General features: G+C 59.9%; 17 protein-coding genes. 11 read left to right on the forward strand and 6 right to left on the reverse strand.

The annotated features are described in order from the left end of the window. The first annotated feature begins 381 nt into the window (after nucleotides 1–381). The 7 genes from IVB54_RS29910 to IVB54_RS29940 all read left to right on the forward strand — a co-directional run bounded on the left by IVB54_RS29910 (nucleotide 382) and on the right by IVB54_RS29940 (nucleotide 12,646). Nucleotides 382–1,467, forward strand: a complete 1,086-nt coding sequence (locus IVB54_RS29910; protein WP_085349966.1) for a glycosyltransferase family 1 protein — start codon at nucleotides 382–384, stop codon at nucleotides 1,465–1,467. Between the two features lie 162 nt (nucleotides 1,468–1,629). Further along, a complete protein-coding gene (locus IVB54_RS29915; protein ID WP_210350951.1) occupies nucleotides 1,630–2,811 on the forward strand; it encodes a glycosyltransferase in 1,182 nt (393 codons plus the stop codon). Continuing rightward, nucleotides 2,732–4,192 (forward strand): glycoside hydrolase family 5 protein, encoded by a 1,461-nt coding sequence (locus tag IVB54_RS29920; protein WP_247363631.1) that lies wholly within the window; start codon nucleotides 2,732–2,734, stop codon nucleotides 4,190–4,192. Before IVB54_RS29915 ends, IVB54_RS29920 begins: the two co-directional genes overlap by 80 nt. 27 nt (nucleotides 4,193–4,219) lie before the next feature. Further along, nucleotides 4,220–5,494 carry a glycosyltransferase family 4 protein gene (locus IVB54_RS29925; RefSeq protein WP_018458846.1) on the forward strand — a complete coding sequence of 425 codons (1,275 nt, stop codon included), beginning with the start codon at nucleotides 4,220–4,222 and terminating at the stop codon, nucleotides 5,492–5,494. Continuing rightward, nucleotides 5,491–6,882, forward strand: coding sequence for a hypothetical protein (locus IVB54_RS29930; protein ID WP_018458847.1), 1,392 nt, complete (start codon nucleotides 5,491–5,493; stop codon nucleotides 6,880–6,882). Before IVB54_RS29925 ends, IVB54_RS29930 begins: the two co-directional genes overlap by 4 nt. A gap of 479 nt (nucleotides 6,883–7,361) precedes the next feature. Then, complete coding sequence (locus IVB54_RS29935; RefSeq protein ID WP_018458848.1) at nucleotides 7,362–11,273, forward strand: hypothetical protein; 3,912 nt, start codon at nucleotides 7,362–7,364, stop codon at nucleotides 11,271–11,273. 215 nt (nucleotides 11,274–11,488) lie between these two features. Continuing rightward, nucleotides 11,489–12,646: an acyltransferase gene (locus tag IVB54_RS29940; RefSeq protein WP_018458849.1), complete on the forward strand. Its 1,158-nt coding sequence runs from the start codon at nucleotides 11,489–11,491 to the stop codon at nucleotides 12,644–12,646. A gap of 16 nt (nucleotides 12,647–12,662) precedes the next feature. Here IVB54_RS29940 and IVB54_RS29945 read toward each other — a convergent pair whose 3' ends face one another. Both IVB54_RS29945 and IVB54_RS29950 read right to left on the reverse strand, forming a co-directional pair. Then, a complete protein-coding gene (locus IVB54_RS29945; RefSeq protein WP_240543968.1) occupies nucleotides 12,663–14,024 on the reverse strand; it encodes a polysaccharide pyruvyl transferase family protein in 1,362 nt (453 codons plus the stop codon). A gap of 19 nt (nucleotides 14,025–14,043) precedes the next feature. Beyond that, on the reverse strand, nucleotides 14,044–15,501 hold the full coding sequence (locus tag IVB54_RS29950) for a lipopolysaccharide biosynthesis protein (protein ID WP_247776577.1): 1,458 nt from the start codon (nucleotides 15,499–15,501) through the stop codon (nucleotides 14,044–14,046). Between the two features lie 247 nt (nucleotides 15,502–15,748). On the opposite strand from IVB54_RS29950, the gene IVB54_RS29955 reads away from it, so the two are divergent. Further along, nucleotides 15,749–16,894, forward strand: a complete 1,146-nt coding sequence (locus IVB54_RS29955) for a glycosyltransferase family 4 protein (protein WP_247371314.1) — start codon at nucleotides 15,749–15,751, stop codon at nucleotides 16,892–16,894. Nucleotides 16,895–16,916: 22 nt separating this feature from the next. On the opposite strand, the gene IVB54_RS29960 is transcribed toward IVB54_RS29955, so the two are convergent. From IVB54_RS29960 to IVB54_RS29975, 4 genes are read right to left on the reverse strand one after another with little or no spacing between them, the layout of a single operon-like run. Further along, on the reverse strand, nucleotides 16,917–18,011 hold the full coding sequence (locus IVB54_RS29960) for an acyltransferase (protein WP_018458854.1): 1,095 nt from the start codon (nucleotides 18,009–18,011) through the stop codon (nucleotides 16,917–16,919). Continuing rightward, complete coding sequence (locus IVB54_RS29965; RefSeq protein WP_018458855.1) at nucleotides 18,008–19,114, reverse strand: acyltransferase; 1,107 nt, start codon at nucleotides 19,112–19,114, stop codon at nucleotides 18,008–18,010. Before IVB54_RS29965 ends, IVB54_RS29960 begins: the two co-directional genes overlap by 4 nt. 8 nt (nucleotides 19,115–19,122) lie before the next feature. Then, the gene (locus tag IVB54_RS29970; protein WP_018458856.1) at nucleotides 19,123–20,466 is read right to left on the reverse strand and encodes a hypothetical protein; all 1,344 of its coding nucleotides are present in this window, start codon (nucleotides 20,464–20,466) and stop codon (nucleotides 19,123–19,125) included. A gap of 7 nt (nucleotides 20,467–20,473) precedes the next feature. Continuing rightward, entirely contained in the window at nucleotides 20,474–21,685 is a 1,212-nt protein-coding gene (locus IVB54_RS29975) for an acyltransferase (protein WP_240543140.1), read from the reverse strand. A gap of 281 nt (nucleotides 21,686–21,966) precedes the next feature. On the opposite strand from IVB54_RS29975, the gene IVB54_RS29980 reads away from it, so the two are divergent. From IVB54_RS29980 to IVB54_RS29990, 3 genes are all read left to right on the forward strand, one after another. Then, nucleotides 21,967–22,176: a hypothetical protein gene (locus IVB54_RS29980; RefSeq protein ID WP_157643072.1), complete on the forward strand. Its 210-nt coding sequence runs from the start codon at nucleotides 21,967–21,969 to the stop codon at nucleotides 22,174–22,176. A gap of 138 nt (nucleotides 22,177–22,314) precedes the next feature. Beyond that, complete coding sequence (locus tag IVB54_RS29985; RefSeq protein ID WP_018458859.1) at nucleotides 22,315–22,824, forward strand: hypothetical protein; 510 nt, start codon at nucleotides 22,315–22,317, stop codon at nucleotides 22,822–22,824. Between the two features lie 28 nt (nucleotides 22,825–22,852). Beyond that, a complete protein-coding gene (locus IVB54_RS29990; RefSeq protein ID WP_018458860.1) occupies nucleotides 22,853–25,084 on the forward strand; it encodes an AAA family ATPase in 2,232 nt (743 codons plus the stop codon). Nucleotides 25,085–25,242 lie beyond the last annotated feature (158 nt).

The raw sequence follows: 25,242 nt of genomic DNA on the forward strand, positions 1-25,242 counted from the left end.
TAAACTCCGTTGTCCGTCCTCATATACCGCATTGCCAGACTGAACCGGTAGAGGCAAGGGTTCAGCATTGGAGAACAGCCCCCTAGCATCGGCAAGCTTAATGCCGGGCGCTTCGGATGTCAGCCTTCCCCAAGTTAACCAGACGGGAGCGCCCTCTGCCTGCCGACGCAACATCAGGCGCGCGTCCATAAAAGGCTCCCGGCTGCCCGGGAAGACTTTCAACAAGTGTTCCCGGGGAGCACCGAACGAACAGCGCGATCACGCGGCCGATGCCGTCATAATTCCGTGCCTTCGGGCTGCTTCTTTCCGTGCTCACATTTGGTTCGAAAGCACACATCGCGACCCACGCGTTGTGGCATCGACAACCCGAACGGCACAAAATTGAAGCTTTTCATCAACGGCCGCTTTCTCTCGCAAAAGCTGACCGGCGTTCAGCGTTATGCCGCCGAACTGGTCAAAGCGATCGATGCCCTGCTTGCGTCCGACCAATCGCCCGCTGCCCTCAGAGGAGCCGAGTGGCAATTGCTCGTGCCGAGCGAGACGAGCGAAGCGATCAATCTCGCCCACATCAAGGTACGCAAGATAGGACGGCTGAGCGGACATGCCTGGGATCAGATTGAACTTGCGCGCGCCGCCGCTGGAGGTCGCCTGATCAGTCTGGCCAATGCCGGACCTGTGTTTCATGGCGATCATATCGTCGTCATCCACGACGCACAGGTCTTCCGCCGGCCCGATTTCTTCAATTGGCGCTATTTGGCCGTCCACCGCACGATGGGCCGCCTGCTTGCACGGCGGGCCACGATCGCGACCGTATCGGCCTTTTCTCGCAATGAATTGGCTGCAATGCTTGGCCTTTCGAAAACGGACATTCCGATATTCCCCAACAGCGCGGAGCATTTCGCGTCCACAACGCCTGATCACGGTATTCTCGAACGATTAGGGCTTCAGCCGGGAAAATATTTTCTCTTTGTCGGCTCCAGAACCAAGAACAAGAATCTCGCCGTTGCAATCGAGGCGGCGCGGCTGCTCGAACGAAAGGACGTTCCCCTCGTCATTGTCGGCGGAGATAACAGCAAGGTATTTCAAGACAATCTGGGCGAGAGCGAATCGGGCCTGCTTCTGGCAGGACGCATGGCGGATGGCGAGATTGCAGCTCTGTATGCGCACGCTCTGGCGTTTGTCTTTCCCTCTCTATACGAGGGCTTCGGTGTACCGCCACTTGAAGCCATGATCTTCGGCTGTCCGGTCATAGCCTCGACGGCTGACGCGGTGATGGAAACGTGCGGCGAAGCAGCTGCTTATTTTTGCGCCAACGATGCTCAAGCGCTGCAACAGCTTATGCTCGAAAGGTTGGCAATCGGCGCAATCTCTGATCAGGAGCGCCGAAAGCAACAAGATCGTCTTGCATTATATTCGTGGCAAGACTCGGCGCGAGCACTGTTGGATTTTCTCGCGTCGCGCGCATAGCGGCGACAACGGCCGCCATCCAACGAGTTCCGTGTGTACGTTCGACTTCGAAGCAAGAGAGCTTCGACATCGCGGCGCAACAACACCACACCGCTGCCCAAATCTCGCTATGGATTGGATGGATTGTGATCGCATCCGTTGATGCTCAATTAAGGATGCGCCATGTCGATCTTCCCAACTCAATCTTCCGCAAGGCAGGCGGTGAAGGTGCTGCATGTCGCGGAAACCATCCGGGGTGGGATAGCGAGCTACCTGAACGAATTGCATCCGCAGCAGCAAGCGAGCTTCGGCGCGGAGAACGTGCACTATGTTGTGCCATCGGATCATCGCCACGACCTCGTCGGAATCGATGACAGCCAGATCACGACCTTCGACAGATCGGGCCGCAGCATCGCCGGACTATTTCAGATGCTGCGGGCGAGCATGCAGGCGCTCGACGCCTTCAAACCCGACGTAATGCATCTCCATTCGTCGTTTGCCGGACTCGTTCTCAGGCCCGCGTTGGCGGCTCGTTCCGAAGGTCCTCGCGTCGTCTATTGCCCGCATGGCTGGGCGTTCTCGCGAGAGACCGGCCGCCTGAGCCATCTGGCGGCAAAAGCTGCAGAGACTCTTCTGGCCCGCACGTCGGATCGTATCATCTGCATTTCCGGCGATGAATTCAATGAAGCGGTCCGGGCGGGAATTCCGACCGACCGTCTGACCCTGGTGCACAATGGCATCTCCAAGAGCCGCCCACTGCCGTACGGCGCTGCGACAGATTGGACTTCAAAGAAGGCCAAGGTCCTTTTCATTGGCCGTCTTGATCGACAAAAGGGCTTCGACCTCCTGATCGAGGCCGCACGATCCCTCGAAGATGTCCTGGATGTTCGCATTGTCGGCGCCTCCGTGGTCAACAAGTTCGACGGAGCTGCGGTTCCCGCCAACGTCTCGCTGCTAGGCTGGCTGGATCGTCAGCAGATCGAGGCTCAGCTGGAGGCGGCCGATCTCGTCGTCATCCCGTCACGATGGGAGGCCTTCGGCCTCGTCGCTCTGGAAGCGATGCGCGCGGCCAAGCCCATCCTGGCCTTCCACAGCGGAGCGCTGCCTGAAATCGTCGTTGACGGCGTCACCGGCGTGCTTTGCGAACCTGTTGCGGTTCAACCTCTCATCGACGGCTTCCGACGGATGCTCGATCTGGATCTCAAGGTCCTGGGGCAACGCGGCTACGATCGCTTCAAGCAGTTTTATGACGTCCAGAAGACACACCGCCAATTGCATCAGGTCTATGTCGAACTCCTCGACGACAACAAGAGCGGAGTCGAGCAGAACGTGGCACTGCAATCGGACCTCTCGAAGCCTTTTTGAGGTGAGTTGCGGCAGGCGAGAAATGATGACGGGTATGATCCAGGCGATGGCGGGCCACCGCACCTTGGGTCGCAACAGGCTGCTCTGGATCGCGAGCCTCATCGCGTCTGTTTCTCTGTCTGTCCCGGCATGCGCTCAACAGGCTCAGACGCTTGAAAGCAGATTCCTGTTGGGTATCGGCACCCATCAGGGACTGGGAGGGCCGGTCAGTTCGCGAGGCTACGTGCCCTCCGTGAACGTCAGCCAGATCAAGCAACTGGGCTTTAACGCCTTCCGCGACGATTTTCCCTGGTCTGATTTCGAATTGCCGGGACGTCGGATGGGCTTCACGCCGCGGTTGGGCAGGCTCGACGCGCAGGTTCAGTCCGGCATCGCCCGGCCGCTCCTCATCCTTGCATTCGGCCATCACCTCGTGCCGAACTCATCGCCTCCGACGACGGACGAAGCCCGGCAGCGGTTCGCGGACTATGCGGCAGCGGCCGCGCGATCGGTCGCGCCGCAGCGCCCGATCTTCGAACTCTGGAACGAGTGGAATCTGGCAGCCAAGAAGGACCCTTCATTCTCAGCCGACAACTACCTGGCCCTCGCGAAGGTAGCACGGCCCGCGGTCAAGCAGGCGGTGCCGAATGCACCTTTCGTCGTCGGCGCGATCGGCGACGATCCCGGTTGGACGTGGACGGAGAAGATGCTGCAAACCGGCATCCTTCAATACGCCGATGGCGCCTCGATTCATCTCTACAATTTCTGCATGGCGCCGGCGAAGCGCAATTCGGCCGAGATTATCGACCGGCTCACGGCGTTCCATCGACTGGTCGGCCAAGCGAGCGGCAATCCCGACTTCCCCATTTACGTGACCGAGACTGGCTGGACCACGGCTGCGAACAAATGTGGTGTCAGCGAGCAGGCTCAGGCCGATAACACGGCACAGCTCATCCTGTGGGCCTCGACAGCGGCGCGCTGGCTCAAGGGGATGTGGATCTATGAGCTCAAAAATAGTGGTCAGAATCCAGCCGAGCTGGAGGACAATTTTGGCCTCTACGGTTTCGACAATTCGCCCAAACCCGTAGCCTGCGCGGCGCGTGGCGCCTGGGCATTCGTCCGTTCCACTCTAACCGCCGAACGAAGAAGCCTTGCCAACGGGGTGATGTCGATCGGAGCATCCTCGACCACCGGCGGCAAGATCGCGGTCTGGTCCGAGGATCCGGATCGACGCTACGAGGTCCGGATCAGAGGCGATCTGCCGGGGGCGACTTTCGCGGCCCCCTGCGATGCAACTGCAAGGCCAGCCTCCGGGATCTGGCTGCCGGTTTCGAGCACGCCGGTGCTGATCGCCGCCAATAATGACGCCATTCCCGCACTGGATATACGGCCGGCACGGTAATCGGATCGGCACAAAGAGGTTGACGCGATGAAGATCCTTTTGACATCCACGCTTTATCCGACCCCGCAGGCACCAAAGATCGTCGGCGGAGCAGAGATCTTCGCGCGGAGATTTGCCGAGGGCCTGGCTCAGCGCGGCGACGAGGTCGAGGTGGTGCGCGCCGCATCCGCACCCGAGCAGGGCCGTGAATTATGCAACGGTATCAACGTCTATTCCGCACCGGTGCAAAACGTCTATGCGCCGTTCACGGAGCAAAAGAACGTCGTGAAACGAAGCATCTGGCATGCGATCGACGATTGGCAGATCCAGGCCCCGATGATCGCGGAGCGCATTCGCGCTTTCAAGCCGGACGTTCTGCATTCCAATAATTTATCGGGCCTGACCACGGCGATCTGGCGGGTAGCCGCCAAGCTCGGAGTTCCGGTCCTGCATACGCTTCATGATTATTATTTGACGTGTCCACGCTGTTCCCGCTTCGACAAGGGCCGCTCCTGCGAACACACCTGTACGAGCTGTGGGATCCTGACGTACCACCGCAAACGGGCGACGCATTGGCTCGATGCCGTGGTCGGCGTCAGCGAGCGCGTCCTCTCCATTCACACCGATATGGGCATGTTTGCCGAGACGCCAATCCGCACCGTCATCCGCAATGCCTCGACCGAGCCGCCGCGCTCACCCTACCCGCGGCCTGTCTGCACGACGGAAGTGACATTCGGCTTCATCGGACGGATCACCGAGGAGAAGGGCATCGACAATCTCATGCGAGCGCTGGCCATGCTGCCGCCCGATCGGATCCGGATGATGATTGCCGGCCGCTTGGGCGATCAGGAACAACAGCGCCTGAGAGCACTGGCGCCGCATGCACGGGTCGAGTTCATGGGATTCGTGTCTCCCGATGAATTCTACAGGCAAGTCGACGTCGTGGTCGCTCCGTCCATCTGGCACGATCCGGGCCCGCTCGTCGTCGCCGATGCCAAGGCGGCGGGCAGACCGCTGCTCGGTACGCACTTTGGCGGCATGCCGGAGGCGATCGAGCATGGCGTAACCGGGTGGTTGACCGAAGCAGATCCACAATCCCTGGCCACGAGCATGCGCGAAATCGCCGCGGACCCGCACAAGATCGACGAGATCAGCCGTCGGCTTATCGCCGACACGAACAAGTGGATCTTTTCCGACGTATTGTCGTCGTACAAGAACCTGTATGAACAACTGCGTCAGCGACGGATGTCGTCCGTGCGCCCGGCAATAGCCGGGGTACCACAAGCGCATGCGGTGGCAAAGAGTAGCTTCATTCCGAGATGACACGTCTCTTCGCGATCGCCGGCTACGTTTACCAAAGCGCAGCAGCGATCATCCTGATCTTTGTGATCAGTCACCTGCTGCCTGCCGCCGACTACACCAATTATTCTCTCGCAATGGCCTCGAGCCAGTTGCTCTGCGTCCTCATGTTCGAGTGGCTGCAGCTCGCGGGGCTGCGCTTTCTTGCGGCCGCCAAGGAGAGCGAGGCGGCTCGACTGAGATCGTCGCTCTTTGCGGCGGCCCTCATGAGCGCCGGCGCGCTCGTTGCGGTCGGGAGCTGCGCCTCCTTGGTCAGCGGCCTCACGCCACGGCTGGTCGTCCTCGGCCTGAGCGTGGCCGTTCTTCAGGGCTCGACCGATTTGTACTTCTTGTCGGTACGACTGTCGAACCGGCTGGGGACCGCCTCCTGCCTTCTTGCCTTGCGTGCGACGGCTCTTTTGGGCGGGGCCGTCTCGGGCGGAATGATCTCAGGCACGGCCGAAGCAACGCTGCTCGGCATCGCATTGGGTCACCTGCTTGGGCTCCTTGCCGGTCTCATCGCATATCGCACGCCGCTGGATCGCGTGTCGCTGCGAACAATGCTGGCTGACTGGAAGGACTTCTCGCGTTACGGCATGCTTGCAGCCGGCGCGTCCGTGATCCATTTGTCCGTGCCGGTTCTGCTTCGTATCATCGTCGTCGGGCGACTCGGCGCCACAGGAGCCGGTGCAGGATTTTCCATTGCGCTCGACCTGCTGCAACGTCCCTTCTGGGTCCTCAATGCGGCGATCCACACCGTGAGTTATCCTGAAGTGGTCAATGATTTCGAGCACGGGAGCGCCACGAAGTCGAGACAATCGGCGCGGCACATGTTCGAGTTCATGATCTGCACAACCCTCGTCCTGCTGGGCGGGCTTGTCGCCTTCATTCCGGACGCGGCCCGCATCCTGGTCCCGCGGGAGAGCGTCGAGGGCTTCCTGGCGACAGGGCCGGCGGTCGCTGCTTTCTACTTCCTCCATACCCACCTGCAGGCGACGATCGCGGTCGTTCCCCACCTGGAAAAGCTCGCGACCAGGCTCGCCCTCGTTGCTGCCGGGCAGCTGGCAATGGTTGCGGCGTTCTCCCTGGTTGCCGTCTGGGCCGGCCTGTCACCCCAAGCGGCAGTCACCTGCGCCTCGATCGCCACGCTCGCGGCGATCTTGGCCGGGCTTGGCCCTACCCTCAGGTTCGATGCGTTCCCGCGCTGGCCCTTGGTGCTTCAGGCGCTCGCAGCCGCCATTCTGATCGGATCGCTCAGTCATGCGCCGAGCGAACCGGCGGCGTGGCTTGCTGGAAAGATCGTCATCGCCGCAATCGTCACGGCTGCGGTCGGCTGGCGCGGAAACTTTCTCCTCCTGGCCCGCCCGAGCTGATCTGTCGACCGGTCTCTTGCAAACCTTCTTTGGAGCTAGATGCGCCCTTGACGCTCTGCCCGCGTCCGCGAAGTTCCTACCGTGGAACTCTCTACTTCGCTTCAAAATGCGGCGAAGTGACTGACAACCAGTACGAGAATATTGAGTGACTTGCTCGTGCCGGCAAAATCTACCAGCGCATCGGGTCGGCCTGACAGCTTCACAGCTCCGCGCCCCAAGTCACATGCATCATTGAAGCGCGACATGCGCATAGATTCAGCAGTGAAACCTTGCGAATTCTTGGAAGCGCCATGTTGAGGTCATGCTGCGTCGGCACGACATCGTTATTGTCTTGAATCAGAGTCGAGCTGTTCCTGCGAGGAACTGCTGATCGCTCTCGATTTGTAGCTCCGATTTTTATCTGAAATTCACACTCGATCGAGAAGGTTGAACGCAAATCCCTGCGAGCAATTTCGTTCGCGTAGAAACTCGAGTGTGAAATGTCGTCAGATCAAACCGTCCTCTCCGCAAGCGGCTTCATCAACTCCATCGGCGTCAACACGCATGCCGGCTTCGGGTGGACCGACTACAATAACCTCGCATTGATGGTCGATGACCTGAAGTATCTTGGCGTCACCCATTTGCGCGACGCGATGGGAACCAGCCCCGCCGCACAACCGGTCGTTGAAGGGCTGGCGGCTGCCGGCTACAAATTCGACTTCCTGGTGTCGTCCGCCCTGCCCCAGCTGGGCACCGCCGGCCTCCAGAAGTATATCGTGTCGCTCGAGAAGTTCGTGGCGAGCCATCCAGGCAGCATCAGCGCCATCGAGGGGCTCAACGAGGCCAATCACCAGCCCTTCAGCTACAATGGCAGCTCGAGCCTTAGCGCCGCGGCCCAGTTCCAAAGCGCGCTCTATCAGGCGGTCAAGGCAGACGGCACGCTTTCCAGCATTCCCGTCATCAATTTGTCGCTCGCCTACAACGATCCCCAAGGCTACAGCCAGCTCGGCAACATGTCGGGCTCGGTCGATTTCGCCAATGCGCATGCCTATGTCAGCACCAGCTTGACGACCAGCAGCTCACTTGCTGCCACCTTGAGCGCCGTCTCGACCGCCGCGCCGGGAAAGCCCATCGTGATTACGGAGACCGGCTACACCACCCAAGCCAACACCCAATATCTCGGTGTCGACGAGACGGTGCAGGCCAAGTCGATCTTGAACACCCTGGTGGATGCCTACAAGGCTGGCGTGAGTGCGACCTATCTCTACGAGATGTTCGATCGCGACTCGTCCGCCAGCAACACCAATCCTGAAGCCAACTTCGGTTTATTCAACTCCGACGGAACGCCGAAGCTCGCCGCGACGGCAATTCACAACCTGACGAGCATTCTGGCCGATGACGGCAAGGGCGGCCTGCAGCCGACTAATCCATTGAACTACACCCTCAGCAACATGCCGGCCTCGGGCAACAGCATGGTGCTCGGCAAGAGCAATGGCGCCTACGAGCTTGTCGTTTGGGCGGAGCCGAAGCTCTGGAATGATGCGGCCGATGCCGAGATCTCCAATCCGACCCAGACGGTCACGGTGAACCTGGGCGGCGTGCATCATTCGGTCAAGGTGTACGACACGCTGACCGGGACCACCGCGATCGCGAGCTACACGGACGTCAGCACCATTACGATTCCGGTCAGCGATCACCCGCTGATCATCGAGATCGACGCGCCTGCGACCACCCCGATTCCGCCGGACACCCGAACCAGTGTCAGCGGTACGGCTGCCGAGATCGTGCCGCAACTGTCCGACCTGAGCACGTCGACGGCGCTTCAAGCCATTACGCTCACCGACTCGCATGTCCTGCCCGTCGCTTCGAAGGCGACGATGGACTATATGATCGCGCATTACGGCAATGCGCTGTCCAAGATCCAGGGCGGCCATTCCTTCTCGATCACGAACTCGGCCGCGACCTGGAGCAGCACGAAAACCTATGATGCCAGCGGCAACCTCCTGTCGAAAGCGGACACCGGCCTGAACGCAAGCGGACTGCCCACTTCGACCACGATCGTCTACACCGACGGGTCCAAAGACGCGATCGGCTACACCGGCGGCGTAAAGACCACCTCCGTCCATTTCGCTACCGACGGAACCAAGACCACCGACACCTACAACACCACCGGCACGCTTCTCAGCGAAGTCGTGCAAAAACCGGACGGCTATTATTCGACGGCCATCTACACCAACGGCGTGAAGACCACGGTCTACGTCAAGAACGCCGACCACACCCAGGACAACTATACCTACAACATCAAGGGGCAGAGCTACACGAGCCAAGTCCAGCACCTGGATTCAACCGGCAAGGTCACGTCCGTGGTCCGCAGCCATGCGGACGGCTCGCTCGATTCGACACAGGTCTACAACAGCGACGGCAGTCGCGTGATCACCACCTATAGCGCCACGGGGGTCAAGCTGGTCGAGACCGACTACCATGCCGATCGCAGCAAGGACGTCTGGACCTACAACATCAAGGGCCAGAACTACGCGACCGAGCACGACGTTTACGATACGACCGGCTTTCTCACGACCCTGACGCGCCTCCACACCGATGGCAGCCTGGCGTTCAAGCTGGTGCAAACGACCGACGGCACCAAGACGACCGATTGGTACAATGCCGCCGGCAGCCTCACCAGCGAAGTCGTCCAAAAGGCCAACGGTTTCAGCTCGACGACGCTCTACAGCAACGGCGTCAAAACCAACGCCTATGTCAAGAATGCCGACGGCAGCCAGGACAATTACGCCTATGGCATCACCGGCCAGAGCTACAGCACACTGATCCAGCACGTCGATCCCTCCGGCAAGGTCACGGCCGTGACCCGCAAGCATGCCGACGGCACGCTCGACTATACGCAGGTCATCAACAACGACGGTAGCAGCGTCGTCACCAACTATGACTCAGCGGGAAAGCGGACGAAGGAAACCGACTATAACGCCGATGGCAGCAAGGATATCTGGCTTCTCAACATAACCGGCCAGACCTACACGACCGAGCACGACATCTACGATGCGGCGGGCTTCCTCACCTCGCTCGTTCGCACGCACGCCGATGGCAGCCTGGCTTTCAAACTGCAGCAGGGCAGCGACGGCACCAAGGTCTCGGACTGGTACGACGCCAGCGGCATCCTCACCAGTGAGGTCCTGGAGAAGACGAGCGGCTACAGCGCAACGACGATCTACACCAACGGCGTCAAGACCGCGGCCTACATCACCAATGCGGACCAGAGCCACGACAATTACAGCTACAATATAACAGGTCAGAGCTATACCACGCAGTACCAGCACCTCGACCCCTCCGGTGTCACGACCGAAGTGGTCCGCACGCATGCCGACGGGTCGCTCGACTACAGCCAAGTCGTCAATAGCGACGGCAGCAGCGTGGTGAGCAACTACAATGCCTCCGGCGTCAAGATGACGGAGACCGATTACCACGCCAACGGTTCGAAGGACGTCTTCCAGTTCAATATCGTGGGCCAGACCTACACGACCGAGCACGACAGCTACGATCCGACCGGCTTCCTCACTAACATCGTGCGCACCCACGCCGATAGCAGCCTCGCCTTCACGCTTGTCCAGAGCTCAGACGGGACCAAAACCTCGGACTGGTACGACGCCAAGGGCGTTCTGACCAGCGAGGTGACGACGAAGATCGACGGCTATAGCTCCACGACCGCCTACACCAACGGCGTCAAGACTGCCGCGTACATTACCAACGCCGATGGCACGTCGGACAATTGGAGCTACAACATCAAGGGGCAGTCCTACACCACGCAGCATCAGCACCTCGATGCCTCCGGGCATATCGTCGAGCTTACCCGGACCCACGCCGATGGCACGCTGGACTATACCCAGGTCATCAACAACGACGGCAGCAAGCTGACCGGCATCTACGACGGCTCCGGTTCCAAGACCCAGGAGATCGCCAACAACGCCGACGGTTCGAAGGACGTGTTCCTGTTCAACTTCAACGGACAGGCCGGCACGACGCAGCACGAAAACTACAATTCAGCCAATGCACTCCAGTTCTTCGACGACACCAAAACCGACGGCACACACAACGTCACGGCGGTTGCGAGCGGCGTGACGATCCAGGGCGGGGCCGGCAACGACCTGTTCTCGGCGGCGCCGAGCTCGACCACAATCGTCTACGATCACGGCCAAGACCAGATCGTCAACTTCCAGGCCGGCGACGCCGCCACTCACGACGTGATCCAGATCTCGAAGCTCCTCGCCGCGGACTACGGCCATCTGCAAATCACGCAGTCGGGCGCGAACGCCCTGGTCACGCTTTCGGCCAGCGACTCGATCCTCCTGAAGAACGTCAACGTCGCCAGCCTGACGAGCCACGATTTCCTGTTCGTCTGACCACGGCGAATTGTCCGCAGGATCGCATCAATATCTCAGGCGCCGGGACCAGCTCAGGCAAGTCCCGGCGCCGTTCAATAATTAGGCGGTTGCCTTGTCGCGAGGCAGGAGCTGCATAACGGCTATTCGCCTGCCGTCGAACGCCGGCCCAGCGAACTTGCGTCACAATTGACCGCTAAGCAGACGGTAGCGTCAGGCAAGGAATTCGACACGCGATGGAAGCCAATGAAGCAAGACGGTTCGTCGTTCTCGACTTCTATCGTTTCGTTGCCGCTCTCGGCGTTTTCATTTTCCATCTGAAGACCATCGACAGCGGTATCGCGCCGATCTGGAACGGATCTTATGGCCTTTTCGTGGACATGTTCTTCATCTTGTCCGGGTTCGTGATCTCCTATTCCTATCCGTCTGACGCGCGTGGTCTCAAGGCATATTCCCGGTTCATGATCCGCCGCATTGCGCGGATCTATCCGCTGCATTTTCTGACTTTACTCGTGTTCGTATTGCTGATCGGGTTCGGTCTGGACCGATCGGCGAGGTCGACGCCGCTGGACTTCCTGTACAACCTCGTGCTGCTTCAGGCCTGGGGCGTTACCGATCATTTGAGCTTCAACTCTCCGTCCTGGTCGATCAGCGCGGAATTCTTCTGCTATCTGATCTTTCCCCTGCTTATGCTGCTTGCACGCAAGGTCCATCCGCTGGTGCTGGCCGCCATCGTCGCTGCGCTCTATCTGGTCCTGGCCCACGGCCATTTGCCGATCTGGCAAGAACGATCGCAGATGTATGGAGCCAATTATGACTACGGGATGCTCCGTGCGCTGCCGAGCTTCTTGAATGGAATCCTGCTCGCCATATTGTTCAGGTTGTCGCACCCGTATCGGCACAAGCCGGTCGTCTTCGCCGGCATCGCCCTGTTCGGGATCTCCGTGCTTGTCCTGAACATCTTCGCCAAGCCGGATCTGGCCATCATTCTGTTCTCCTGCGCGATCCTGCTCACCGCCGTCGGGGAGAGCGCTTTCGTGCAAATTCCGGGCAGCCGCCTCCTCGGGCGGCTCGGCAACACTTCATACTCGATCTACATGCTGCACGACGCCGTCCTCATCGCCGTATTCAAGCCGTTGTGGGCGTCGCTTGGTCTGCGTCCGGATCAATTTGGCCTCTTTGCTCTCGCGTGCTGCGCGATCCTGACCATCATCGCCGATCGCACCTATGCCTATTTCGAGAACCCGGCGCGGCGGCTGATCAATCGTGGGGCCGACATCGGATTTGGATCGCCGCGCAAAGTGCAATCGTCCGCCAAGACGCCTGCCACCAACAAGACGTCTGTCACCAAGACGTCCGTGCGTTTCGACGAGACGGAGCAGGCCGCCAACTGACGTCCGCCCGCTTCCCTCAGGCGACCTTACCGTCGGACACCGCGTCAACCGACATCAAACCATCGCCCCGCAGCGGAGCGATGTTGGCGCGCGACAGCTCCATGACTGCCGGCAGCATATTGCGGACCTGCGCGCCGGCCGTCTTGTAGGCGCCGAGGAACCTCAGCAGAAACTTCTCGAGATTGTCTCCCGCGAGCAGTTGCTCAGGTGAGAGAAGAAGCGATTCGCTCACACCGAAATGAGCGAACAGGCCCTGGAACTTGTCCTGGTATGTGATCGCCGCAACCGGCGTTCCCTGTCCGAGAGCCGCAATCGCAAGATGCATGCGGCCGGTGACGACGCCGTCCACCAGACCGACGACTGCCTTGATCTCGCTCGCTGACAGCACGTGCTCGACATGATGAACATGGTTGCCCAGCGCTGCGCTCAGGCGACCGGCCAGCGGTCGAAGGCAATTGTCGTCGGCGATCTCCGGACGATAGTCGTGCGCGAGCAACACCCAGCTCGCGTTATGCTCTCGAGACATGCGCTCGATTGCGCTCGCCGCGAGTTCGATCATTCGCCGTAACTTGGCCGGCTCGGATTTCCTGAACAACATCGGGTGGATATTGAAGACAAAGACGTCGCGTCCCTGCCTGCGCTGCTCCGCAATCGCGGCCGCAATCTGCTTCACAGCCGCGGTCTCCGCCTGTGGCACCAGCATGAATGCGGAATCAGCGACGAGGTGCGCACGATTCGGGGCGAACTCTTTGAAGCGCTGAAGAGATAGTGCATCGCGCAAATTCAAGACCACGCCGGGATCGAGCAGCCGAAACACCTCGCGCAATGCCTTGGCCGGACGGGAGTTGAAGCTGAATCCGAGCACGCTGACCTTGGCGCCGCACGCTGCCATGAGATCGGCGACGAGCAGCATGCGAGCGGCGTCCACGGGGGAATAGTAGCCGTCCAGCACGTCTGCCCCCAGAACCATTCCGAAATCCGGCCTGGTGAGAGAAAGCTCCTGCGCCACCGTCATATAGGAAAACGGCTGCCTCCAAAATTCGAGCGGCTTGAACCCCATTGCGCGCACTTCCGCGCTTGCCGCTTTGGTGGCGGTGACAATGTAGACCTCGATGTTCGGATGGGCCTGCTTCATCTCGCCGACGGCCGCCTCGATCATGGCCTCATCGCCGCGCGACTGATGAATGCTCCAGGGGTCGGACGGGAGCAGGACGAGCCGGCGCGGGTTGTTGCGCGGCGCGGCACTGCCGCCGATAGCCTTCCTGGCGATCTGCCACCTGCGCAACTCGAGCAGATCGACCGCAAAGGGCGTGTTCTTCGCGCTGTTGAGCCAGCCTCGGAGATGCTTGCGAACGGGTACCGGAATCAATTGCTTCACGACGTCTTCCTCGTCTTCATCAGGCGGTCGCACCACGCTTCACGACGAAAGCGATCAGGGAGAACAGCTGCTTTCGCCAGAACAGCAAGATGCTCATCAGATAGGTCGCCCCGAAACATGACGAGAGCAGTCCTATCCGCAAATAGGGATTCATGTCCGGGGTCGCTTCGCGGCATAGCGCAACTGCGCCATAAGCCAGAAGGATGGCGCAAAGACAGCCTGCGACGGGCCGCAGAAACTGGTTCCAGCTCAGGCCCAGCAGCCTGAGCGCCAGCGCGAACGTCACGGGCGTCACCACGAGCTGCGCGACAGCGAAGATGGTGGCCAGCTGACCAATGTCGTGCGACGGCAGCAGGAACATGGCGGGGACCACCGTGGCGAATTTGAGAATGTTCAGCAGGAAAACGTAGTTGGGCTTGCCCATGGCGCCAAAATAGGCGCTGTTCACGAACTGCACCGTCTGAATCGCGCCGATGAGCATCAGCGGCCTCATCACGGCTTCGCTGCCGGCCCATTTTGAGCCGAACAGCAGCAGGGAGAACTCCGGCGCGATCGCCGCCAGGAGCACAAAGACCGGAGAGCCAATCAATGCTCCGAGGCTCACGCTTCGCAGATAGGCGTCGGCAATACGGTGACGCTCATGCGCGATCTTGGACAGTGCGCTCAGCGCGACGTCCATGACCGCCTGTGTCAGCAACTGCATCAGGATAATGTAGACCCGCGCGCCCACCGTGTAGATGCCCAAGGCCGCGACGCCATAAAGCGACAGGATGATCATGTCGATCGTACGCACGATGGCGAAGTCCAGCAGCCTGTTCGACACGACGTGGATGCTGTAGCCGGAGAGTTCGCGCAAGCTCTTCAGATCGTAGCCGCGCATCGGGAGCCATCTGGGCTGGCTCCAGAGCCACAGGCCGCTGACCGCGCTCTGAACGACCACCTGGATCACGAGACTGAGGGCACCGAACCCGGCATAGGCACAGGCGATCCCGACCACTCCGGAGATCGCGGTCGCCACCATGGTCCTGAGCGCAAGCACACGAAAATCCATCTGGCGCTTGTAGAGCGCCTCCTGGAACAGCGTGGCGGTACCGATCGGAAGCGAGAGGCTCGCAGCCGTCAAGAGCGGCGCAAGTCCCTTCACGTCGAGCCAACGCTCGATATCGGTCGCCAGCAGGGCGATGAGAACGGCAAGGAGGACCGATGCCGCCAGTGAGCAGAAAAATGGCAGCGTCACGTCCGCAGGCTCGAGCGTGCGTCGCTGGATCAACGCGTCACCGCACCCGAATTCGGAAATGGAGCTCAGGAGCAGCAGGATGAAGCCAACCAGCGCGGCAAGACCGAAATCCGCAGGATTGAGCAGCCGCGCCAATATCAAGAACAGAACAAATGACAGCGCACGGCCGCCCCAGTTCTGCGCCAGCGACCACAACAACGCGACCACGACCTGATGTTGTTTGCCCGGAGTGACGTTCATCAAAAAATCGACCCAATTCCGACAGATCCAATCACAATCGCCCGCTAGACAAACAGGGAATCGATGACCGCGCGTGACGTCGCCCTTTTCCACTCCGTCCCGATGGCGGCAGCAATCGCGCAGCAGTACGACGACGTTATGGCAATCAGATGAGCACCATCTATCATCCGATTTAGCGTGGAAGTGAGTTCAAATCGTGGACTACACTCCAACCGGCTCAGCGATGTGATGCAAAATGGATGCCTTGATGAATTCGCCTACCACCGCCTTCAATCGCAACTCCAGGCGCTTGCGCGTGGCGATCTACGCGCCGCATTTTGCAGAATATTCCTACCGGCTCGCGTCGGGCTTGGCGCGCCATTGCGATGTTCGCCTCGTCCTCAACCGCAAGGATGCGAACCAGCAGTGGGAACTGGCCGATATCGCGGTGACGACACCCTTCAACACAAGGATCCGCGATTTGAGCCTGCGCCGCGCCGGCGCCATCGGCATTCCAGCTTCATTCATGGACATAATTTCGTTTCGTCCAGACGTGGTTCATTGTCACGAAGTTCCGGAAGTCTACACATCCAAGCTGATCCAGTTCCTGCGTCCGCTTGGAATCCCGCTGGTGCTGACCGTTCACGACGCAATTCCTCATTCGGAAGGCGGCTCGGGCACCTCTCCGCGCGAGGACGGCTGGCGCGCGCGCATGCGCGCGGCAGCGTCAGTCGTCACGACGCACGGCGAGAGCTGCATTGCAGATTTCCGCCATGCGACGCCGGACTTTAATGGAGAAATCGTCTCCAGCATGCACGGCGTGCTCATGGTGCCCCCGACGCGCGCCGCGGCCATCGAACCCGAATCTGCACGAATCCTGTTTTTTGGGCGGATGTGGGCTTACAAGGGGTTGGACATCTTCATCGATGCGATCGACCTGCTGGACCGGCGCGGCGTGGCGCACGAAGCGATCGTCGCGGGCCGCGGTCCCGAGATGACGCGGCTCGGCGCGCGCATGGAGGCCATGCCGACGGTCAAAACGATCGATGCCTATATCTCGCCCGAGGATACGGGACAATTATTTCAGTCTGCGACCGTGGTCGCCCTGCCCTATAAGGATGCGACGCAGAGCGGCGTGCTGGCGTCTGCTTACGGGAATTCCCGTCCCGTCGTCGCCAGCGCCACCGGTGGCATTCCTGACGTCGTGACAGACGGCGTGAACGGGCTTCTGGTCCCGCCTGGTAATGCTGCCGCCTTGGCCGATGCGCTCGAACGCGTCCTGACCTCGAAATCGCTTACCGCGACATTGACCGACGGTGCACGGCAGACAGCGGCGGGCCAGTTGAACTGGGATCGCATCGCCGATGGCCTGTTGCCATCCTACCGCAAGCTTGCCGGCCGTACCGTGAGCTGATCGTGACTTATATTGCGATCTTCTAGGCGGACTGTTCCATCTTGCTCAATGACCGAAAGAACATGCCGCGGACCGCGCCATCCAACAATCGTCTCAGCCTCACCTCGATCAGCTCGTAGGTGATCGCGCTTGCAACCAGCGACATCAACGATCCCAGCAGGATGAATGCTGCCCACAGCAGCCAGCGGTCGACACCGACAGCGACGAGCTTGAGCCCGATCACCTGTAACGGAAACAGGACGAACGGGTGCACGAGATAAAGGCTGTAACTTATCTTGCCGACATACTGCAGGGCCGGCGTGCTGAGCGCCCTGGCGAGACCGGAGTCCGGGGCCAGCACCATGGCGAACAGCAAAAGGCCCGGAATAAGACCTACGAACGGGTGAAACAGCACCAGGCTCGCGTACATGGCGACCCCGCACGTCAGGCCCGCCATCAAGCCAAGAGGTCCCGGAATGGAGATGCGCCAACCCGTGGCGCTGAGAAGCATGCCAATGCAGAAGAACGCCGTGATCGGGCAATGCAGGAGACAGGCCACGCCCAGCAAGATCAGGGGCGCCGCCAGCATTCTCCCTCCGATGCGCCACACCGAGAATGTCAGCCCGAACCAGATGTAGAACGCCCATTCGTAAGTCAAGGTCCAGGCATTCTGCTGAGCAATGGGCAAGCCGAGAGCGTCCTGCACGAAGAACAGATTGGCCGTGAAGATCGCGAGATAACCGGTCAGATCGATCCCGCGGAAGAATTTGTAGCCCACGATCGGGCCAATCACGAACAGCGCGAGATGCAGCACGACGAACACCGGCATGATGCGCAGGACACGGTCGAAGAAGAACCTTGGCAGCGAGCCGTGCCGCACCAGACTGGCCGGGATCAGGAAGCCGCTGATCATGAAAAACAGCTCGACACCGTGGCCGCCGACATTGATCACCGATTGCAGCCAGAGCCAGAGCGGCGGCAGGAAGCCCGGATCCGGAATGTCGTACACGCCTCCCTTTGGCATGTCGTAGAAATGATCCATCAGCACGCTCAGCGCCGCAATGCCACGAAGTCCCTGGACGGAGGGAACGAAAGATCCGTCGTATCCGGCATTCGGCTGGCGCGTTTTTTCGATCACTCAGCTGCCCCTTGCGCGCTGAGCGCCGGCTCGAGAACGACCGCCCTCCTGCGCTTCGACCGGAACCTCTGGCCGAACGATATGCTGGGCTTCTCGACGAACGCATATGTCGACCAGCTGACCAGAATTGACAATGCTGCGACCAGCGCGGCGAAAGCGGCCCATCCCAGCGGTCCATCACCGAGCCAGACGAGGCGATGGATCCAGACGATCACGAACGGCGACATCAAATAGACGGAATAGCTGATGGTTCCCACGAACGCCATCGAGCGCCAGGCCATCCTCTCACCGAACGCCGCAAACGCGATGAAGACGAGCGCTGCGCAGACATAAGCCGACCCGATCGAATAGCTGTAGAAGAAGTTCTCCTGATAGACGCCGCCGAACCGCCTCTCCGCCAGCGTGATGGCGAAGATCGCATAGAACACCGTACAAACGGCGACGTGCGGCCATCGCAGCTTTCCGCCGATGACGGTGTCGCGGATGACCTTGCCCAGGAACATCGCCGAAAGGTTCAGCCCAACCTCCATCAGCGACGACACCGTCCTGCTTTCGATCAGAAGTGCTGCGGCGGTCCCGACCAGCGCCGCAGCAATGACAATCGCAACTGCAGTAAAGCGCCGGTTCAGCAATCCCATCGCGAAAAGAATGGTGCATCCGACATAGAACAGGAGCTCGATCGCCAACGTCCAGTAGAAGATCCAGAGGTTCGGGATGTTCACGAAAGTCTGCAGCATCGTCACGTTCGCGATGACCTGCGACAACGGGTAGGCATTGGCCTCCAGCACCTGCATCGTGACGAGCCCGATCACCATCGACGTCCAGTACGCCGGGTAGAGCCGAAAGAAGCGGCTGATCGTGAAATCGCGCACAGGAGTAGCACTGTCCGGAAAACTGAACGGGATGACGAATCCGCTGACGAAGAAGAACAGCACGACTCCGAACCGGCCGAAGTTCATGTAGTAGCCGATCGCATCGTGGAAGACCCAGTAATACGCGCCGGTGGGGTGCTTCTGGACGATCACCTCGAACACGTGCTGGAACAGCACCGCCAACACGGCAATGCCGCGCAGCGTATCGATGAATGCAAGCCGTCTATGCATCGTTTGTCTCATCTGCTCCCACGCGCTGCCGTCCCTGGCATATCTACGCCGAGACCCTCCAATGAGCGGATCGGCCGCGGCAATTCTATCGGAACGGTATCGGCTGCCCGTGCGGAGGTCGCCCGCCGGGAGAATACTTCGCTGAAGCTCAATGCGATGATCAGGAGCCCTGATGCTGGACCGTAGTTCAGGACGGTGATGGTAAACAGGTTGACCACGAAGAGCAGCGTCAGCTTGTAGACGTCGGTCGCTCCGAAGTTGGCGCGGAACACCATCACCATGAATGCGACGAACGGAAGCCCGAACATCAGGTATGTTCCGATGTAGAAGTTGTCGACCGGTACCCAGTACGCCGCGAGCGGCGAGAAAAGCTTCTGCGGATAGTTGAAGCAACCCGCGCCGCAGCCGGTTACCAGACCGATCGGCATCAGCTGGCTCATGTAGACGAACGGCAGCTGCCAGCTGTTATTGATGCGGTCGAGAATGCTGAACAAGGTCGAGTGCGGCACTGCTGCGGTGCCCGATGCGACCACGATCATGAAGAACGGAACGAGGATCGCAGCGAACGACCACAACGCGATCGCGCGGATCGCGGGGAAACGCGACTTCTCCGGCAGCATTCGCACGATCACCAGCAGCACCAGGTACAGCACGAGAACGATCATGGTCGTCTTGCTGGTGGTCAGACGAATGACGTAAACCGCCAGGGAGCCGTACAGAAGGCACCAGAGCGTGCTCTTGCGGATCGACGTGATCGCAAACGACACGAGGATGAAGAATGCGGCCATGGTATTGTCGGCGGCAAAGCCCATCAGCCGCTGATCGTCACCGCCATAGGCCCACCATAGCCGGCCCGCCTCACGCACGGCGCCAAAGGATTCATATTTGTAGCCGACCCAGGGCATGAGGTAGAACTTGGTCAACAACACGCCGATGACGGAGAGATAGAAGGTCACGGCGATGATCGACAGCAGCTTTCGGTAGGAACCCAGGCTCGAATCGCAGAAACAGAATCCGACAAACACCGGCAGCATCATCTTGAAAGCCGAGATCGCGGCGGTCGCAGTGCCCATCATGAAGTAGCCGAGCACCAGCGACAGCATGATCTGCGCGAACACCAGGAGCGCCAGGGTGCTGCGATTGCGCAAAATGCAATGCACGAAGAACTGGGCCAGACACAGCAGCGCGACGCCGTCGGGCAGGTACCAGAGCGTGTCCAGATGAAAGATGCTGGTGTAGTAGCGGATCACGCCGCCGAAGGCGTCTCGGACCAGATAAACCCCGAGCGCGATCGCCTCGATGTTGAGGCTGACCAGCGTGATCTGCGGGCGCTGCAGCGCAAGGGCCGTCATGCTCGCCTCAATTCGTCAGCCGCGCCGATGGCGCCGGAGATGGCGAAAAATCGGGCCGGCTTCCAAGGGCATTCCGAAGCAGCTTACCGCCAAGACTCTCGATGTAGAGATAGCTGAAGTTCGAAACTACCAGCACAGCGGCCAGGGAGATCACGAGGTTCAGCGTCGCCGGCAGCCCCGTCCAGATCGAATCGAGCGCCGCGATCGGCCGTGGCCCAAGTGCCCGCACGAAGTACTCCGCGAAGAGCACCACGAGCGCATGCACCATATAGATGGAGTAGGATCTGCGCCCCAGCCACACCAGCGGCCGCGCCACCAGAATCTTCGGCACCAGCAACGCATCCGGAAACGCCAGCAGCGTGCCAAGGAAGGCTGCGAAAACAAGCGGCGCCAGGAAGGTGGTCGCCGGATTGGTCTCTGCGAGGCTGACCAGGACGATACTGGCAATCATGGCGATCAACTGCAGCCCTCCCTGCACGGCAGGGCTCGGCTTGCCTGGCAGCCGACGAACGATCCTGACGGTCAAGACACCGAGGAAGAAGCTCACAAAACAGCGAAGAATGCCGAAATCGGTCTGGAGTCCCAGACTCCTCTTGTCGAGCACGAAGACGATCACGACAAGACTTGCGACCGCGACGAGCCCGGAGACGGCGTAGAACCACGACAGCGAACGCATGCGCTGGGCCAGCAGGACGATCAGGCCGAACACCAGGTAGGTGTAGAATTCGACACTTATGCTCCAGCTCGGAGCGTTCCAGCTGAGATAGTCGATCAGTCCCATCGAATGCAGGAGAAAGACGTTGAGCAGGAAGGAATAGGCGTTGTTCACCTCGAAGGCGGCTGGCGCGGCAACCACGACGCCTGTGGCGACCAAGCCGATACGCAGGAGGCGGAACAGCAGGTTTGCGATCAGCATGACGATGTGAAGCGGATAGACCCGCGCCAAACGCCGCACCATGAATTCGCGCAGCGAGAAGCGTCCGAAGTCGCCCTCGACGTAGCTCAACGACATCACGATGCCACTGAGAACGAAGAACAAGTCGACCAATAGCCACGCGCTTCTGAAGAACGAGCAATTGATCCACGCATTGTGTGGGAATGCCGCGAGAAAGGTCGGCATCAGCAGGAGATGGTGGATCACCACAGATGTCGCGGCGATACCCCGGATGCTGTCGAGCGGCAGGACATGCGCTTTCTCACGATGAACCAACTCCGTCACATCGACATTCCGTAGCTGTTGCACCGCAGCAGTCTGTATCAGGTCTTTGCGTGCTTTCAATCGTCACGATTGAGGATTCGCGTATGACGCATGACGACCGGCGATAAATTCAACGCTCTCTGTCATTCGAACATGCGCGCGACAACTTTGCGCCATTTTTGCTGATCGAGGAGCATCGGGACGAACGAACTGACTCGCCGGCGAATGGTCGCGAGCATTTGCGAACAAAGTATGCGCGAAACCCGGCGGTGTTGCGATTTAGCCTGTACAGAAGATGTTTCTTGATCCAGGCGCTATCCAGCGCTGCTCGCTCGAACAATTTTCGTGTGTCAATTTCGCGACAAGATTTTTGCGACCGCCTCATAAATCTTCAAACTGCAAAAATCGCAGGCGCCATTGTGCCGATCTCGCAGGCATTGCAAATCGTACTTGCACAACCGACGAAAGGTAAGGCACTGATGTATCAATCGATGGGAAGCGCGACCGAATGAAACCCGCTTTTGCATCGCACAAAAATTGACACAGTTGGCTGCCACTCTTCGCGTGTACTGGTTTGCAGCAACGACGAAGGGACACGGATGAGCTGCGAAGTGACGCGTCGTACGAAGCCGAGATGGCTACCCATCATCTTGACGGGATTTGCTCTGATCGCATCGGGCGTCGGTCCGACCCGCGCTCAATGCGTTGGATTCTCGGACCGCGCCTCACAAACCGAACTCGACGCCTTCGTGAAGGCGCCGTCTTCGCTTCTGGAACGGCTACGCAACGACAAAGAGAAGCTGAGGGCTCGCCTTTCTTCATATATCGCGACCAATCCATCGGTGTTGCCGTCGGTGCAGACGCTCATTTCCGAATTGGCTTCCCCCGACCGCTCGACCATCGGCGCGGCGCTGCGGCTCGCAGAAGCGCTGTGCACGTCAACGAAACCGGACGCTGCGCGCAAGATTAGGGATTTCACGCAGCGAGTCGGTGACCTCGCCGTGCAGGCGGGCTATTCCGCGGCGGGAGAAGATGGCTCCAGCGCCCAATTGCAGCCGAGAGACAACAAGCCGACGCAGCCTCGGGGCGGAGCGCTGTTGGAAGGCGAATGGAAGACCAAACTGGCCAATCCATTCAAACCTGTTCCCCTCCCGAATTGATCCTGACCATTAAGGCAGCGAATTTCAGATGTATCAGCCTAGAGAACACTTCCAATCGGGACACCGGTTTGGCATCGAGTTTGGCGGCGCGGTCCTCAGCTTTGACCGTGTCACTGATGTCCTTCGTCGGCAATGGCCGCTGATCGCTGCGGCAGTTGGCGCTTCGCTGGCTCTGGTGATCGTCTATCTGGTTCTGGCAAAGCCGATGTATACGGCAAACGCCCGTATCATGATGGACACCCGGCAAACCCAGGTTCTGGACAAGGACAGCGGGACCAACAGCGCTCTGATCGACACCGGCTATGTCGACAGCCAGGTCGAAGTCATCAATTCTGACGATCTTATCCTTTCAATCGTTCGCCGCCTGCGGCTCACCGAGGATCCGGAATTCAACGGATCCAATCCAGGACTTCTCGCCGTCGTTACCGGCAAGATCATGTCAGTGTTCGAATCCGGCGAACCGCCCACGCAGGAGCGGATCGAACATGCCGTGGTGGAATCGATTCAAAAGAGTCTCAGGGTCGAGCGCGTCCTGACCACATACGTCTTGTCGCTCAATTATCGCGCACACAGCCCGGACAAGGCAGTCAAGATCGTAAATGCGATCGCCGATGCCTACATCGTGGGTGCACTGGAAGCAAAATACCAGTCCACTAAACGGGCGACCGAATGGCTCCAGCAGCGGAGCGTCGAGCTCAGCGAGCAGGCGACGGCCAGCGACCGCGCGGTGCAAACCTTCAAGGCAGAGCACAATATCGTCGGAACCAGCCGCGGCCTCATGTCCGAGCAGCAATTGTCGGACTTGAATACACAGCTGGTTCAGGCGCGGGCGGCCACGGCCGAAGCCAAGGCGCGCCTCGATCGGATCGAAGCGATTTCCGACCAAGACCTCGCCCAACCCACCGTGACGGACGCCCTTAACAACTCGGTCATTACGCGCCTGCGCGCCCAGTACCTCGATTTACAGGCCCAATATGCCGATTGGTCAAGGCGTTACGGCAAGACCCATCTTGCAGCGGTCAATTTGGCCAACAAGATGGAGGAACTGCGCAAGAATATCGCCGATGAGCTTCATCGGATTGGGGACGCTTATCGCAGCGACTACGAGATCGCAAAAAGCCGAGAGGCTTCTCTCGATAAGAACGTGAAAGAGCTGGTCGCCCAGGCGGGTCACACCGGCCAGGCAGAAGTCAAGCTGCGCGATCTCGAAAGCGCGGCCGACACCTATCGCAATCTCTACAACAACTTCCTGGAGAAGCTGCAAAGCGCCACCCAAAATCAGAGCTTCCCGCTCAGCGAGGCACGCCTGATCAGCACCGCGACCAAGCCTGATCGCAAAAGCTCGCCGCGGACGGTTTTGGCCTTGGTGGGAGGCTTGGTCGGCGGCCTCTGCCTCGGCTTCGGCGCCGCCTTTGCGCGCGAGCTCCTCAACGACGTCTTGCGGACCCCCGGAGAGGTCGAGGACGAACTCGGCGTGAAGTGTCTTGGCGTTCTCCCAGATATTCGCCCGCCGACAAAGACGCGCGCGTTGCTTTCGGCATCCGCGAAAGCCGACGAAGCGGGACTATCCCGCTATGTCGTCGATCATCCGTTCTCGCGGTTTGCGGAAACGTTGCGCAACATCAAGGTCTCAATCGACGTTGCGCGCATGACCCGAGAGATCAAGGTCATCGGCATTGTATCGTCGCTGCCAAAGGAAGGAAAAACGACAGTCGCGGCCAATTTCGCTCAGTTGATTGCCATGACAGGTCACCGCACCATCCTCATCGACGGCGACCTGCATACGCGCTCACTCACACGGGAACTCGCGCCGAACGCCAACAGCGGACTGGTCGAGGCCCTCAGTGATCCCACGGGCTTCAGCTATCACGTGCAACGAAGCAAGGAGACCGGTCTCGATTTCCTGCCGTCCATCGTTGCTTCGCGCATGGTCAATTCGGCCGACGTCATCGCATCGAGGCCAATGGCCGACCTGCTCGCGATGCTCCGGGAACACTACGAATATATCATTATCGATCTTGCGCCTGTGATGCCGGTGGCGGACTCAAAAGCGTTCAGCGTCCTCATCGATGCAATGGTCTATGTGATCGAATGGGGAGCAACCACGCGAGCTGCGCTTCAAGAATCAATTTCGGGGTCGGAGATCCTTCAGAAGAAGCTGCTGGGTGCTGTCCTCAATCGCGCCAACCCGAAGATGCTTGGACGCATCGAGGCGTATAAGGGTAAGCACCGCAACAGCTATTACGTCGAACATTCCTAGAGCGAGGGGCGCAGCAAGCCGCACAGTCCGCGGCTGCGCCCCTAGCGCAGGCCCCGACCTGCTGACGGCCGCCGCGGAGCCTTCCGAAGAGACTGCAGGGACCCACTTTTCGGTCCCATCGTCTGCAGGAGCCGACCGAAACGGGCCGTCGGAAATTC

Source organism: Bradyrhizobium sp. CW1, from assembly GCF_023100665.1.
GTDB classification, from domain to species: Bacteria; Pseudomonadota; Alphaproteobacteria; order Rhizobiales; family Xanthobacteraceae; genus Bradyrhizobium; species Bradyrhizobium canariense_D.

Coding starts and splice junctions, on each gene's coding strand:
- IVB54_RS29915 (WP_210350951.1), top strand. CDS start 1,630: ATGTCGATCTTCCCAACTCAATCTTCCGCAAGGCAGGCGGTGAAGGTG.
- IVB54_RS29920 (WP_247363631.1), top strand. CDS start 2,732: ATGTCGAACTCCTCGACGACAACAAGAGCGGAGTCGAGCAGAACGTGG.
- IVB54_RS29925 (WP_018458846.1), top strand. CDS start 4,220: ATGAAGATCCTTTTGACATCCACGCTTTATCCGACCCCGCAGGCACCA.
- IVB54_RS29930 (WP_018458847.1), top strand. CDS start 5,491: ATGACACGTCTCTTCGCGATCGCCGGCTACGTTTACCAAAGCGCAGCA.
- IVB54_RS29935 (WP_018458848.1), top strand. CDS start 7,362: ATGTCGTCAGATCAAACCGTCCTCTCCGCAAGCGGCTTCATCAACTCC.
- IVB54_RS29940 (WP_018458849.1), top strand. CDS start 11,489: ATGGAAGCCAATGAAGCAAGACGGTTCGTCGTTCTCGACTTCTATCGT.
- IVB54_RS29950 (WP_247776577.1), bottom strand. CDS start 15,501: ATGAACGTCACTCCGGGCAAACAACATCAGGTCGTGGTCGCGTTGTTG.
- IVB54_RS29955 (WP_247371314.1), top strand. CDS start 15,749: ATGAATTCGCCTACCACCGCCTTCAATCGCAACTCCAGGCGCTTGCGC.
- IVB54_RS29965 (WP_018458855.1), bottom strand. CDS start 19,114: ATGCATAGACGGCTTGCATTCATCGATACGCTGCGCGGCATTGCCGTG.
- IVB54_RS29970 (WP_018458856.1), bottom strand. CDS start 20,466: ATGACGGCCCTTGCGCTGCAGCGCCCGCAGATCACGCTGGTCAGCCTC.
- IVB54_RS29990 (WP_018458860.1), top strand. CDS start 22,853: ATGTATCAGCCTAGAGAACACTTCCAATCGGGACACCGGTTTGGCATC.